Origin of the sequence: Mucilaginibacter straminoryzae, from assembly GCF_022953055.1 — a bacterium.
GTDB lineage: Bacteria > Bacteroidota > Bacteroidia > Sphingobacteriales > Sphingobacteriaceae > Mucilaginibacter > Mucilaginibacter straminoryzae.
On record NZ_JALJEJ010000003.1, the window covers coordinates 284,416 to 299,683 of the forward strand.

Annotated in this window: 8 protein-coding genes; 3 read left to right on the forward strand and 5 right to left on the reverse strand. The window is 43.6% G+C overall.

The window, feature by feature from the left end:
* Positions 1-132: 132 nt before the first annotated feature.
* The 3 genes from MUY27_RS08440 to MUY27_RS08450 form a co-directional block, all read right to left on the reverse strand.
* On the reverse strand, positions 133-1,242 hold the full coding sequence (locus tag MUY27_RS08440) for a glycoside hydrolase family 43 protein (protein WP_245129566.1): 1,110 nt from the start codon (positions 1,240-1,242) through the stop codon (positions 133-135).
* Positions 1,243-1,414: 172 nt separating this feature from the next.
* The gene (locus MUY27_RS08445) at positions 1,415-3,397 is read right to left on the reverse strand and encodes a RagB/SusD family nutrient uptake outer membrane protein (RefSeq protein ID WP_245129567.1); all 1,983 of its coding nucleotides are present in this window, start codon (positions 3,395-3,397) and stop codon (positions 1,415-1,417) included.
* Between the two features lie 11 nt (positions 3,398-3,408).
* Positions 3,409-6,618 (reverse strand): SusC/RagA family TonB-linked outer membrane protein, encoded by a 3,210-nt coding sequence (locus tag MUY27_RS08450; RefSeq protein ID WP_245129568.1) that lies wholly within the window; start codon positions 6,616-6,618, stop codon positions 3,409-3,411.
* 19 nt (positions 6,619-6,637) lie between these two features.
* Here MUY27_RS08450 and MUY27_RS08455 point away from each other — a divergent pair, with 19 nt between their 5' ends.
* A complete protein-coding gene (locus MUY27_RS08455) occupies positions 6,638-6,796 on the forward strand; it encodes a hypothetical protein (protein ID WP_245129569.1) in 159 nt (52 codons plus the stop codon).
* 477 nt (positions 6,797-7,273) lie between these two features.
* Positions 7,274-11,332 (forward strand): hybrid sensor histidine kinase/response regulator transcription factor, encoded by a 4,059-nt coding sequence (locus MUY27_RS08460; protein ID WP_245129570.1) that lies wholly within the window; start codon positions 7,274-7,276, stop codon positions 11,330-11,332.
* A gap of 75 nt (positions 11,333-11,407) precedes the next feature.
* On the opposite strand, the gene MUY27_RS08465 is transcribed toward MUY27_RS08460, so the two are convergent.
* Positions 11,408-12,442, reverse strand: coding sequence for a sialidase family protein (locus tag MUY27_RS08465; RefSeq protein WP_245129571.1), 1,035 nt, complete (start codon positions 12,440-12,442; stop codon positions 11,408-11,410).
* Between the two features lie 130 nt (positions 12,443-12,572).
* Between MUY27_RS08465 and MUY27_RS08470 the strand changes: the two genes are divergently transcribed.
* A complete protein-coding gene (locus MUY27_RS08470) occupies positions 12,573-14,141 on the forward strand; it encodes a sodium:solute symporter family protein (protein ID WP_245129572.1) in 1,569 nt (522 codons plus the stop codon).
* Positions 14,142-14,226: 85 nt separating this feature from the next.
* Here the strand turns inward: MUY27_RS08470 and MUY27_RS08475 are convergent, their stop codons facing one another.
* Positions 14,227-15,216: an aldo/keto reductase gene (locus tag MUY27_RS08475; protein ID WP_245129573.1), complete on the reverse strand. Its 990-nt coding sequence runs from the start codon at positions 15,214-15,216 to the stop codon at positions 14,227-14,229.
* Between the last annotated feature and the right edge of the window lie 52 nt (positions 15,217-15,268).

The window sequence follows — 15,268 nt, forward strand, 5'->3', positions numbered from 1 at the left end:
CTGAACATAATACTTTTTCTTGCTTTTATGGGAATTTAACTTGTAAAAACTTCAAATCCAGAGACGGTTTACCACTATATTTAAAGGTGTGAAGGCATATCAAAGACAATATCACCTCCGCCCGCACTTATATCAGTTCTTAAAGGCATTCAAATCCCAATGATCCAGCCACGGTATTTCCATATCATTTCCTTTAAACTGAATAGGAAGCCATAGATATCGCCCGTCGATCGCATTTTTAGGCACCCACTTATCCGCAATAAAAACAAAGGCGTCCTTTTTACCGCTTACCGGCAGAATATAAGTACTTTGACCGCCGAAAGTGATTTCTGCCCCGTTGCCTTTACATGGGTTGCCATGATACGTCCACGGACCGAAAATAGATTTGGCCGTAAACCAACGCGCAGCATTCGGTGCCCAACCTGTACAACCAGAGCCAACCATGTAATAAAGGCCGTTACGCTTAAACAAAGCCGGGGCTTCTGTCTGGTGGCCGATGTATACCCTTGAAAACTTACCGGTATGGCCTGTATAGCTATCATCAAGCTCGGCAACATCCAATGTAAAGTTTTCTTCAGAGGAGAAAACATGATAGGCTTTGCCATCATCATCAACAAATACTGTCATGTCGCGGGCCATCTGGCCGCCTGGTAAATCGCGGCAAAAGAATTTGTCGCGCTCGTTTGCAGCTTTCAGGCAATCTACTTTTTCATCTTCGGGCGTCCCTAACGGATAGAAAGGTAGTTTACCCGGATTAGGCCGGTAGCTCTTCAGATATTTATATGGCCCTGTTACTTTATCGCTGATAGCTACGCCGGCCCTCGCAGAACCATACCCCTCTCCCCTTCGCTCCAGGTGAAACCACATGACATATTTGCCCGTTTTTTTATTGTAAATCACCTTTGGGCGTTCTAAAATACAGCCCTTGGCGATATCATTGGTGGTATCTTCAGAAACACTTAAAGCAATGCCTTCATCCTTCCAGTTATATAAGTCTTTAGAAGCATAACAATGTACGCCCACTATGGCCTTGTTACCGGCCTCGCCAGCTATTTTGTGTTCACCAAACCAGTAGTAAACACCATTTTTATACAGTAAGCCGCCGCCGTGTGCATTAATGTGCGTACCGTTATTATCAGCCCAGATAGCTCCCGGATTAAACTGTGCATTTTGTGCAACAGCGACTCCGGTAGTAAGTATGGCCATGCAGAAGAAAATAATAGACAAAATAGGTATTCTCATTTCTTGATAATTGCGGCTTTCGCCATTAAAAGCGGTGTAAGGTAACCGTTGAAAAATAATAAAAGGTGATGCGGCTTTATAACAGCCACATCACCCCGATCAATTTCGCTTCCTTGAATTTACAATTTTGCTCATTAACAAAAGCGATCAATCGTGCTATGGTTCAGGTTATTTATTGGGGCACCCCTCCGGCCTGAACAGGCCAGCCCGGATTTTGGTAAATAGGTGTATCGCCGTTATTTGAACTGATGATAAAATGTTGCGCTGCGATCGGATTAAGGTAATGGGCCATTATCCATTTTGCACCGTTATAAGATAACGCACTGCTGCGGATCTCGTGCGGGCGCAGATAAGCGCTCAACGCCGGATCTGATACGGTTGCTTTAGGATCAGTTGCGCCATAGATAATTTGTGATGGCGTATACCATGACTTCATCGGCCCCCACAGTTTGAACCCTTCGAAGTGATAAGGCTGACTGATCAATTGATCCATCGCCCTCCAGCGAATCAGGTCCATATAGCGCAGGCCTTCGCCCATCAGTTCGCATCTTCTTTCACGACGGATGTTATACAAAGTCGGTGAAATTAATGAACCTGCGGAATATGCGCCCATGTCCAATGTTTCTTTTGACATATCGGTAGCGGCAATGGTTTTTTGATAATTCGGATCAACCTGCGCACGTGTACGAATCTGTTGCCAATAGTTGGCTGCATTTCCGTCAATCGTACCATTAAGTTCATAACATGCTTCGATGTAATTCAAATAGGCTTCAGTAGCCCTGAAAATAACACAGCCTGTATAACCAGATCCGTTACGTGCCTGGGTTCCATCGTAGTTTAGCCCCTTACGAATAGCGTAACCGGTAGTGTATTTTTGTTCAACGCTGGATAAATAGATCGCAGGTATAGGCTCAACAGCTGTAACGTGGTCGCCCGCACTGGCGTTCACCAGTACGTTTTTCTGACCTGGCTCTTTCAGGAATAACACTAACCGTCCATCGCGGTTGGTTCTTACGTCGCTGATGTAGTCATCACCTTTATAACCGCTTCCGCTGGCATAAATAGGCAAACCATTGCTCATGACATAGCTTTCTACCATACTACGGGTCAAGCCTACTGCATCATTACCGGCCATTGCATAAACAGGTACATTGTGCGTTGCAATAGCAGGCGCGTACTGACGCCATAATAACACTTCGCTATAACCCGACATATCTACCGCGCTGAACATGTTAAAGTAGGGGTTTTCATTATTAGGCGCTTCAATAATACCAGTATTGGTTACCAGCGGAATTTTACTGGCTACCAATTGTGCAGCTTTCATAGATTCACTCAGGAAAAACTGGATCTCGCCGTCTATACTACCTGAAGGGAACTGATAGTTGGCATTATAGCTTTTAGATTTTCCCGGCCAGTTATTGCCGTTAGGTACAAAAGCGGTACCCTTGAAATACTTCAACCATGTGCCCTCAAAAAGCCCTACGCGGGATTTTAGTAATTGCGCACACTCGCGCGAGATACGGTTCTTATTACCAACCGGGCCGGGCTGCAGTAAGGTAGCTGCAGAGTCAAGATCTGACAGAATAAACCTCGCCACCTCGTTACAAGGCCTGCGCTCGCTGGCTTTGGTCAACAGGCTCAGGTCGTCTGGTAATACTCCTCTAAGAATTGGAAAATCACCCAGCGCCTGTAGTTTATTAAAATATTCGTAAGCTCTTAAAAAATAAATCTCCCCGATATATTGATTAATAGTGGCTGAACTTCCGACTATTTTTCCCGCACTCCATTTCGGTAAAACCTGTGCAAGAAAATAGTTCAGTTGCCTGATGTTGCCAAAACTCCAGGCGCCGCCATCAGAACCTACCCGCCATTGGCCGGGCAGGAAGCGGCTACTCAGGTCTGGCACAGCCATATTATCGGTGTTGGCATCGATGCCGAAGGTTCCAAATGACCAATTCGAATGAGAAGGTAAAATAGAGTTATAACGGGCAATGGCATAAGCGCCAAGCTGTGATTGCTCTGTAAAAAACTCTTCGGGCGTAATCTGCGACTGCGGTGTTAAATTCAGCTGTTTCTTACAGGCCGAAAAAACTAAAACCGCACTCAACGCCAAATAAACGTAAATTCTTTTATAAATAATCTGATTGAATCTCATGATGATTTAGATTATAATGTAGCACTTAAACCAAATGAAACAACTTTAGAGAGCGGGTAAGGGTTACCAACCCAGTTGTAGTCAAGCATTTCCGGATCAAACATTTTTGCCAGCTTGGTCCAGGTAACCAGGTTCTCGCCAGAAGCGAAGAAACGCAATTTGGATATGGCGATTCTCTTGGTAATTGAAGCTGGAATGGTATAGCCAATCTGCAGGTTTTTCAAACGCAGGTATGCCGCATTTTGCAGATAGCGGGTTTGCACCGCGTGGTTTTTGCCGGTACCGAATGTTGGTCTTGGATAATAGCTGTTCAGGTTCAGACCGAGCGGACTATTCGGATCATTTCTAAAATAATCAGCGTGCTGCACCAAACCGCTTGACCACCAGATGTTATCAGTAGCACCCCAGAATAAATAGCTGTCTGTCCAGTAATCTCTTTTCAATATCCCCTGGAAGAACGCTCTAAAGTCAAATCCCTTAAAATCCATGCTCACATCGAAACCTACACGGTAACGTGGTGTACTGTTACCTATAATGTGCTGATCACCAGGATTTGAAGCCGTAGATGCGCCATAATCTAATTTTCCATCGTGGTTATAGTCTGCATACATAATGTCACCTGCCGCCCACTGGCTGCCTAACACTGATTGCCCGTTGCTAAGCGTTGCCAGGTGCTGATCCATCTCCGCCTGGGTTTTAGCAATACCAAGTGTGGTAAAGCCCCAGATTTCTCCCAGTTTTTGACCGGCACGATACTGATTAAGCGAACCGTTAGGATTAGGATAACGGGTAACGGTGGTTTGCGCGTCTGACAGTAAAAACTTAACACGGTATCCCAGGCCGTTCTTCATCCTATCATTCCATGCCACTTCAAGTTCATAACCTACTGATTTTAAGTCGGTATTATTGGTAGGTGGCACACCTGTACCTAAAGTTGCCGGCAAGGCCTGAGCCGGGCCAACCATGTTGAGGGTTTTCCGGATAAACCAATCGAAAGTTCCGGTAAGTCTGTTATTAAACATGCCGAAGTCAAGGCCCGCATCATAACTGCGAATAGTTTCCCACGTTAAACTTGTGCTGATCAGGCTCGGTGCACTTGCAGTACTTGGTTGCTGCCCGTTAACCAGCCATGATCCGTTGGCTGCACCATAAGGTATAGTTGAATAAGTTGGATACCAGTCATAGGTATTCTGGTTACCCAGGTTACCATAAGAACCACGGAACTTTAGGGTGTTAACTGTTTTTTCAAGACTGTTCCAGAATCCCTCACGGGCGATATTCCATCCTGCTGAAACTGAAGGGAACCATCCCCAACGCTTATTTTCGCGGAATCGGGAAGAAGCATCACGACGGATATTCCCCTCTAAAAGGTATTTACCATCGTAATCATAATTTAAACGACCGAAGAAACCTACGGTTGACCATTGCTGATATTGGCCCGAAACAGATGGAGAAACTACTTTTCCGTTAGGATCTAGACCAGAAGTTAGATTCAATACCGGCAAATCGGCAACAATAATACCAGCGCGTGCACCGCTCAGATCCCGGTATTTGGTAATCTCTGTTTGATAACCGACTAGCCCCTTGAAGTTGTTTTTCTTGTAGCTTTTGCTATACTCTGAATAGATGTTGGAGTTAAAGTAGTTTTGCTTGTATGCATACTCATACACACTTGATGTGTTGCTGTATAGGTAGGCATTACCGGCTACATCATGGTTGTAAAGCTGCTGTACATCATAATGACGAAAATCATTACGGATACGGTAGTTTACCTCGCCAAAGGTACGCCAGCCTTTAATGGGCTCCAATACCAACTGTAATTGATGATAGTTCCAGTCTTTGGTGGTTCTGTCCTGACCGCCTTGTGCTAAACCAAGCGCTGGTGAAGGCGAAGAATACAGGAAACCATTTGGATCGTACAATGGTAAAGTCGGCCATCCCTGGCGGGCAAGGTCATTATATAACCCGTCTGTCATGAACGAAGGGCGTTGAAGCTCCTCGCGGATAAAACGCATCGAATAGTTAAAATCAAGATATTTGTTAATCTTGTTGTTGATCTTACCGGTAACACCATAACGGTTATACCCGTCAGGGTTAAAACGCATCAGACCGGTCTGGTCGAGGTAATCGCCAGAGATATAATAGGTGGTTTTATCAGTTCCGCCGGATAAGCTTAAGTTGTGTTCCTGCGCAAACGACCTTTTTTTATAAATAGCCTTATACCAATCTACGTTGTCATTTCCGTATCCGTAACCGTCTGCCCAATATTGCGGATTATTAGGGTTAGGAATAATAGTTGTGGTAATTTTACCGTCCTGGAAATCCTTTATGCGCTTCAGCCAATTTGTATCAAAGAAAGCGCTGCTCCCGCCGTTTAAACTTGCATCGTTGAAATATAAAGCAAATGTATAGGAGTCCATCTCCTTTGGTCGTATTACCGGGGTAGTACCACGGAAGCTGTTATTGTAATTAACCCGTATTGCCCCGACCTTACCTTTTTTGGTGGTCACCAAGATAACACCGAATGCCGCACGAGAACCATATATGGAAGATGCTGCCGCATCTTTTAATACAGACACACTTTCTACATCCTGCGGGTTCAAGGCATTCAAATCACCTTCCATACCGTCAATCAGCACAAGCGGTGCATCTGAAGCAAAACCGCTGATACTGCCTATACCACGTATATTGATAGACGGTGAGCTTTCAAGCGATCCGCTGTTTTGGGAAATATTCAAACCAGGGACCAAGCCTTCCAAAGCTTGAGTAACATTTTGCACAGGGCGGTCTGCCAGGTCTTTAGCGTTAATGGTACTTACGGCAGCGGTTAAGTTCACCTTTTTTTGCTGGCCAAAACCTACAACAACAACATCATTAAGGCTTGTGGCGTCCGTTTCCAAAACAAGGTCAATATTGAAAACATTGCCAGAAGCAGGTTTACGCTCACTTAAATTAATAGTTTGCGCTTTATAACCAACACTGGTGTAAACAAGCACGGCGTTAGCAGGTGCAGATAAAGAATAAGCTCCGCTTGCATTGGTCTTCGTTCCTGAAGTGGTTCCTTTAACGGTGATGCTTACGCCGGGAAGCGGGCCTTGCACATCTTTAATAACACCTTCAACCTTTATGGTTTGTGCGAGCGTAAATAATGGAAAACCAATGGTTAACCAGGCAATTAACCAGAATGGCTTATTTTTTAATGAGTAAAGAAATATCTTCATATGTAATCATTAGTTAAAATTGATTCTTACCAGCCGGGGTTGGCCAGAAGCAGGTTACTATAAAATAGATCCGATTAAGCGTGACTCTTATGTTGATGCAGCAGCGGATGATATTACCCCGGATGACATTCTAAAGATTTCTGATATGATCACCGTTGAAGATGACTACTCCAAATAATCTTTAAACTTCTGCATACGATACACATAAAAAGCACGTTAATAATGCGTCAACAGCCCAGCCGTTAAAGCACAAGTTGGCGGGTTAGTAATAGTGGTTACTTCTCATACAGGGGTTAATTAAGTTAAGTTATACAGGTTAGTAGATGAGACCTTCACCTTTCGACGATTGAAGACCTTTTACCAAAGTAAGGGACTAAAGAAGCCATCGAGGGGTAACAAACTGTCCAGATATGGGTGATAAACTGACCAATTAATGTTTTAAATACATTTATTAAGCTTTAGCGTAAGGGCTAACCAGTTTGCTTCATTTATATGAATGCTTAATGCAGTGGCAGATTATTTCACTTTACTCCAAATATTGAAGCCGCTTAAAAACTCCCTCCCCTTATTCTATCCTGTAACAAACCCTTTACATGTTTTATAATATGTCGTATCTTTAGCGTACCATCTAAATCTGATAGTTCAGATACTAACTATGCCCTGTTTTCGCTACTTACTTATTACTTTACAGTTTTTATTGTTATTTGCTACCAAGGCTTTTTCGTTTACCATACGTTCTATTAATATTAACGATGGCCTTTCTAACAGTTCTGTTAACTGCATCTTCCAGGATCATTTGGGGTTTATGTGGTTTGGCACGCACGATGGCCTCAATTGTTATGACGGAAAACAATTCGTAACTTTTCGTAACCGTTTCGGCAACAAGCATTCTCTTCCCTATAACTACATCTATTCCATTTCTGAAGACAAACAAGGCCTGATATGGGTGGCTACCGGCCAGGGGGTTTGTACTTATAACAGGCTTTCAAGAGAATTCAACATGGCCGCCTATGAAACACTGGTCCAGAAGAAACACTACCTTATTTCATCAGCAGTTAATTTCCTGAAAGCAGATAACCAGGGAAACATGTTTATTGGTACCAACGGCATGGGCCTGATGTTCAAAGACAAGAATGATACATTAGCCAGGCAGATAATTTGCAAAGACCAGGAAGGGCACGAACTAACCAATTATAACGTGAGAAGTATTGTCGCTGATAAAAAGGGGCAAATATGGATAGGCATTGACGGAATGGGCGTTTATAGGTTTGTTTATCACTCTAAAGTCCTAGTCCCTGTACTGGTTTCGCAAAAATTCGTCAATTGTTTGCAACCCGAGGGGGAGAATATGTGGATCGGCACGAGAAAAGGCCTGTACTGCTACAATACCATTCAGCGAAAGGTAGTTAACGCTTCGGCTTCATTTGATCCTGTTTTGGCGAACGAGGATGTAATTTCATTGTTCCTTGCCGAGCCAGGCAGATTGTGGATTGGCACTACAAGTAACGGCCTGTTTTCAAGCGATCTAAAAACTCATAAGACAACGCATTATTATCCGTCTAAAGACGGCTCAAATTCTATTAGCAGCGAAACGATACTGGGCCTGATGGGCGATTCGGAGCGAAGGGTTTGGATTGCCACACTTAAGGGCGGAGTTAATTTTATCGACCAAACCGACCTACCCTTCCATGCCGTCAGCCGCGATCCGTTCAATAAAAATACCCTCGCCTATCCTTACGTTTCTTCATTTAGCGAAGACAAAAAAGGCAATCTCTGGATCGGAACAGATGGCGGGGGCGTAAATATCTGGCAACCATCGCAAAAAAAATACAGCAGTTTCACCTATATCCCCGGTAATCCTACTTCGTTAAGCAGCAACATGGTATCAAGCACCCTGACAGATCTTTACGGCAACACCTGGGTGGCTACTTATGGCGGCGGCATCAACCGCTACGATGAAAAATCCGGAAAGTTTAAGCATTACAAATGTGTCACCTCACAAAACGAAGAGCATAATTACGTATGGTTGCTTTTTGAAGACCATAGCCACACCTTATGGGCAACCACTTTTATGGGTGGCTACATTTATCGTTACGACAGCACACAAGATAAATTTAAACCATTCAGCAATACATTAAGTAATATCGTCGCCCTGACAGAAGACCGTCAGCACAATCTCTGGGCGGGCAATGCGCTTAGCTTAATTAAATTAAACGCTAAGGGTAGCGAGCATACTTATTATAATGTGGGCAAACCGATCAGGGCTTTGTATGAAGATAGCCGTAGACATTTTTGGATAGGAACAGAAGCGGGCGGACTGATAGAATTTGACCGAACTTCAGGTACGGTACTTCATCAATATACAGACGCCGATGGTTTATGTAATAATTCTGTGTTGAATATACTGGAAGACGGGCATGGCAATCTTTGGCTAAGTACTTTTGCGGGCCTGTCCTGCTTTAATCCGACCACAAAAAAGTTCCGCAACTTCTTTCGCGAAAACGGACTTCAAAGCAATCAGTTCTCCTATAACGCAGCATACAAGCTTAAAACGGGCGAAATGCTTTTTGGTGGTATCGGTGGTTTTACCCGTTTTTTTCCAGACAGTGTCGCTACGCTTTCAAAACCTACCAGCCCTGTTGTTTACCTTACTTCTATCAGGGTAGATAATGAGTTGCTGACGTCAAAAAGCAATTATGTAAAAGGGATTAGTGCCACTGGTATCAATGATATAGAAGTTCCTTTTCAGCATGCCGACTTGTCTTTCAGTTTTTCTGCGGTAGATTACACGGGCACAGCTAATGCCAAGTACGAATACTTTCTGGAAAACTGGGATAAAGGCTGGTCTGTAACCACGTCTGCAGATGTGGCTAATTACAGTCGTTTGAGCGAAGGGACCTATTACCTTCACGTTAGACGGAGTAATATTGCAGGGGAATGGGAACAAGACAAGATATTGCTTAAGGTGGTAATACTTCCGCCATTTTACAGAAGTATCTGGGCTTATCTTTCTTACTGCATGGCACTGGGGCTAAGCATCTATTTTTATAACCGTTACCGGACGGATAAAGCTAATATGGAGCAGGAAATAAAACTAGCCCATGCCGATGCTGAGAAAGAAAAGGAACTTAACGAAAAGAAAACCGCCTTTTTTACTAATGTATCGCATGAGTTCCGCACACCCCTTACATTGATTATCAATCCCCTAAAAGATTACCTGCAAAAGCACGCTGAGATTCGTGACACCAGCGGGCTTGATATTGTTTACCTGAACGCGCAGCGATTACTAAAATTGATTGACCAGTTGCTGGCTTTCAAAAAAGTAGACGACGAAAATAGTGACGCGTTACAGTTCTCTTTAATTAAACCAGGCGAATTGTGTGCCGACATTCATAAAAGCTTTGTAAAAGAAGCCGAGATGAAGAACCTTCATTTTAGCTTTATTGACCATGCCAGTGATACTACAATAAATGCTGATCGCAGTAAGCTGGAATCAGTTATTGGTAACCTGTACTCCAACGCCATTAAGTACACCCCTGAAGGCGGAACGGTAGAAGCCGCTATCCTGGACTCGGGAGATGAAGTCATTTTCAGGATTAAGGATTCCGGCTCGGGTATACCTGCAGATCTGGGCAACCGGCTTTTCGACAGGTTCTTTCGCAGCCCCGCTTCTGCTACGGCCGAAAAACCGGGTTTCGGTATCGGGCTTTATTTAGCAAAAACTTATGTAGAAGCGCATAAAGGGACGATAACCTATCAGTCTTCAGAGGGACAAGGCAGCCTGTTTGAAATCAGACTGCCTAAAGCAACCGGACAAACTGAACAATCTGTAATCATTACAGACCCAGATATTATCATTGAATCCGTTGAAACAGCTCCCTGCATGATAGATGAAGAAGTCACCGTAGAAGACTGGACAGACGGCAGGCAAATTATCATTGTGGTGGAAGACAACCAGGAATTACGCGAATATATTGTAGGGCTTTTCAAGAATGATTATCAGGTTTATGCCGCCTCTAACGGTAACGAGGGTTATGAACAGGTTAAAAAGCATTCGCCTAATCTTGTTATTACCGATGTAATGATGGATGAGCGGAACGGCATTGAACTTTGCGCGATGATAAAATCAGACCCGGCTTTTTCACACATACCGGTAATACTCCTTACAGCACTAACAGACAGCCAGATCCGTTTAAAAGCTGCAGAAGCCGGCGCAGATGATTATGTAAGCAAGCCATTTGAAAAAGACTTGCTGATTGCCCGGGTGAAAGCGCTTTTGAAAAACAGGAATAAGCTGCAGCAATACTTTTATAATGAGGTTACCCTTCAAAAGCAGGATCTGAAGATATCGGCAGAATACCAGGAATTCCTGAAAGAATGCATCCAGATCATCAACAGCCACATAAACGAGGAGGATTTCAATATCAATAAGTTTACCGCCGAAATTGGCATGAGCCGTTCAAACCTGTACCGGAAAGTAAAATTGATGTCGGGCTTGTCTATCAGTGGCTTTATCCGGTTCCTCAGGTTAAGGAAGGCGGCAGAATTGATGATCAATACCAACATGACGATAAGCGAAATTTCATTTCATGTAGGTATTATGGATGTAAAATATTTCCGCAAGCAGTTCTTTAACCAGTTTGGCCTTAACCCATCAGATTATATTAAAAGATACCGGGCAGTATTTGTGTCGCGAAAATCAGCTAAGAACTAATCAATCAATGTCATTTTCCCAATACTGGTTAAGCCTTTTTTAGGGTTAAGCTTCTACCCTATTGCTGTGTCGAGATCAATTTTCCTTTAACACAACGTGCTTTATATTTTTTCTATCGTAGGTGTAAGTAATATGCACCAATCCGTCTCGGGTTTGAATAATGGCCGGGTAACTGAACTCTTCTTTTGTTCCGTGTTCAAGCTCCATAATATCCTGCCAGTGCTCGCCGTCAGCAGACATCGCAACCCGCAGGTTTGAACGCCCGTTGAACCATTCTTTACCCGGCACATCGGGGTTATAAACAATTAACTGTTTGCCATCCTTTAACGTTACAGCATCCGTACCTGAATTTGGATTCAACAGGGTTGTTTTAGAAAGTGCAGACCATGATATGCCATTATTGTTAGAGCGCGACTGAATTACGTTACCTTGTTTGCTACGGCAAAGGATCTGCAACTTTTTGCCACCGTAAAAAACAATACTTGGCTGAATTACATCAAAGTTTGAAGCGGTATCCACCGGTACAGATTCCCATTTACTGAGCTTTCTATTTGTACGCTCGATGAAAACCCGCCAGTGCCCGTTGGCATATTCTTTACTCGAAGGACAAAGGATAGTACCGTCTTTTAATTCAACAGCTTTATTTTTAATCGGCCCCAAAATACCTTCGGGCAATTTCATCGCGTCAGACCAGGTAAGGCCGTTATCCAAAGATGTTTTATACATTCCCCACCACTCACGCGGATTAGGACCAACCTTATAGAACAGCACCAGCTCGCCGCTTTTCTTCTTCAGCAATACGGGATTCCAGCAAGGGAAACGTTTGGTATCGTCAACAACGCCATTTGCAACCTCATGAGGAACAACCTCACCGTTGGCGCCTAACTGACCGAGCCAGATAACTACATCATCCTTTCCCTCCTGCGATCCGCCGAAACAAGCAAGCAGAAGCTCGCCTGTCTGGGTTTCAACAATGGTAGATGCATGGCAATTTTTAAACGGCGGATTATTGAACACAAGCTTTTCGCTTACTTTCGTCCAACCGGTTTGGCCATAAGCAAATGCTGCTAAGGCAACAAACAAGCAGCAGATAGCTATTTTTTTGATCATGAGTAGTTTTTTGCCGTTAATATCGGCATGGGCACGATAATATCTTATAAAATAATGCAAATAATCGGGAAACTTTTCTACCAGATTTAAGATAGGTTTGGGAAATACCAATTAGAAAACCTGAAAGCCTGTGAGTAATCTAAGAGTAATAGACATTGCCATTATTTTTCTGTACCTGTTATCCATGATCGGGGTAGGTTTATATTTCTCCCGAAAGAACAGGACAGCCAGTCAGTTCACTAAAGCATCAGGAAAAATTCCGGGCTGGGCGCTTGGTTTATCGCTATATGCCACATTTTTAAGCAGTAACACATTTTTGGGTGTGCCCGGTAAAGCCTTTGGCACCAACTGGAACTCTTTTACCTTCAGCATTTCTATGCCGTTAGCAGCCATAGCTGCTTCCAGATATTTTATCCCTTTCTACCGTAAAATTGGTTCTGTTTCGGCATATACCAACCTTGAGAATAGGTTCGGTACCTGGGCCAGAACCTATGCAGTTGTATGCTTTTTGCTAACGCAACTTGCCAGAATGGGTTCGATATTTTTCGGTATAGCCATCAGTCTGCAAGCTTTAACAGAACTATCCATGTCGTCTATCATGATCGTGATGGGTATCTGTATCATTGTTTATACCGTGCTTGGTGGCATTGAGGCCGTGATATGGACCGAAGTGGTGCAGGGCGTAATCAAAACTTTTGGCGCTATCCTGATCCTCGCCCTTATTTTGAAAGACCTGCCGGGCGGTATTAAAGATGTAATAGACGTTGGTTTAAGAGAACAAAAATTCAGCTTGGGAAGTTTCAATGCCAATCTTTCAGAATCAACCTTCTGGGTGGTGCTGCTGTATGGTTTCTTTATTAACCTCAATAACTTTGGCATGGACCAGAATTATGTTCAGCGTTACCATGCTGCGCCTTCTGAAAAAGAAGCCCGTAAATCGGTATGGCTTTGCGTATATATTTATGTACCGGCATCGCTATTATTTTTCTTTATCGGCACATCTCTGTTTGCTTATTACCAGCATCACCCGGAAATGCTTAATCATGTACGTGAAGTAGCCGCCAATGAAAAGTTAGCCGCCAAAAGCGGACAATCTATCGCAGAAATCTCGAGATCGCTTAAGCCTGAAGATTATGGTGATAAAGTGATGCCTAATTTCATGGTAAATAAGATCCCTTCCGGACTGCTTGGTTTAATTATTTCGGCCATTCTGTCTGCGGCCATGAGCTCCATCAGTTCCAGTATGAATGCATCTGCAACAGTTTTTACAGAAGATATTTATAAGCGCTATTTCAAAAGAGACGTAAACGAACGCCAAAACATCAGGATACTTTACATTGCAACCGTGGTGTTTGGAATTTTTGGTATGGGTGCCGGCTTAGCCATGATCGGCGTAAAAAGCGTACTGGACATTTGGTGGGAACTATCCGGAATTTTTGCGGGCGGCATGTTGGGGCTGTTCCTGTTAGGTTTAATTTCAAAAAGCAGCAAAAATACAGAAGCAATAATTGCCACGCTGATCGGTATTTTCGTCATTCTTTGGATGACGTTTCCATCAGTAATACCCGAACGATTAGCTTTTTTGCGAAGCCCTTTCCATAAAAATATGATCATCGTCGTCGGGACACTATCCATATTCCTGGCCGGGACTATCATGGCAAAATTGCGCTCGCAGAAGGTTGATCACGCGATCGATTAAACTGAAAACCATCCATAAAAACAAAGGGGCGGAATCATTTTTTTTTGACCCCGTCCCTTTGTGACACCTGTAAGAATAAAAACTTTCAGACGTTGTCTTTATCAACCATTTTACGGCTGCCTTCATCATAACGGTCGCCTACATTAGGATATTTGGCCAATAGTTCCTCTATCTGTTGAAGGTGATCTGTAGATAATTCTACATCTACCGCACCGGTGTTGTCCTGTAGGTTTTTACGTTTTTTTGTACCTGGGATTGGTATAATATTATCGCCTTGTGCCAGTACCCATGCTATAGCTAATTGTGCCGGCGAGCAACCTATCTTACCTGCTAAATCTGCGAAAGCGGCAGCCAGTTGTTCGTTATTCTGCTGGTGTGCTTGTTGGTAGCGCGGTAACTTTTTACGGAAATCCGTATCCGGCAATGCGGAAAGATCAAGTGTGTTGGTCATTAATCCGCGGGCTAACGGACTAAATGGCACGAAGGCAATACCCAGTTCTTTACAGGTAGGTAATACGCTGCCCTCTACCTCGCGCGTTAATAAGGAATATTCGCTTTGTACCGCGCTGATCGGGTGAACTGAATGTGCTTTTCTGATTGACGTTGCAGATGCTTCTGAAAGCCCCAGGTAACGCACCTTTCCTTCTTTTACCAGTTCGGCCATGGCACCTACCATTTCTTCTACAGGTACATTCGGGTCGATCCGGTGCGCGTAGTAAAGATCAATGGTATCTATCTGTAAACGCTTCAGGCTTTGCTCTACCGCTTTACGCATGTATTCGGGCGAACCATTAAAGGTCATGCCGGTATTATCTGCATTGGCGGTGAAACCAAACTTGGTAGCAATAAATATCTTATCACGGTTAGGCACCAGTACTTTCGAGATGAGTTCCTCGTTTTTACCGCTTCCGTAAACATCCGCAGTATCCCAAAAGTTAATACCAAGATCTAACGCTAAGTGCAGTGTTGCGATAGATTCCTCGTCATTGGGTACGCCATATGCGTGGCTCATGCTCATACAGCCCAAACCAATGGCCGATAGTTGCTCGTTATTTCCAAATTTTCTGAATTTCATGGTTAGTGTTTTGTTAAAGCAAATCTATAACAGCGATGAGTGCAGCGGTTAA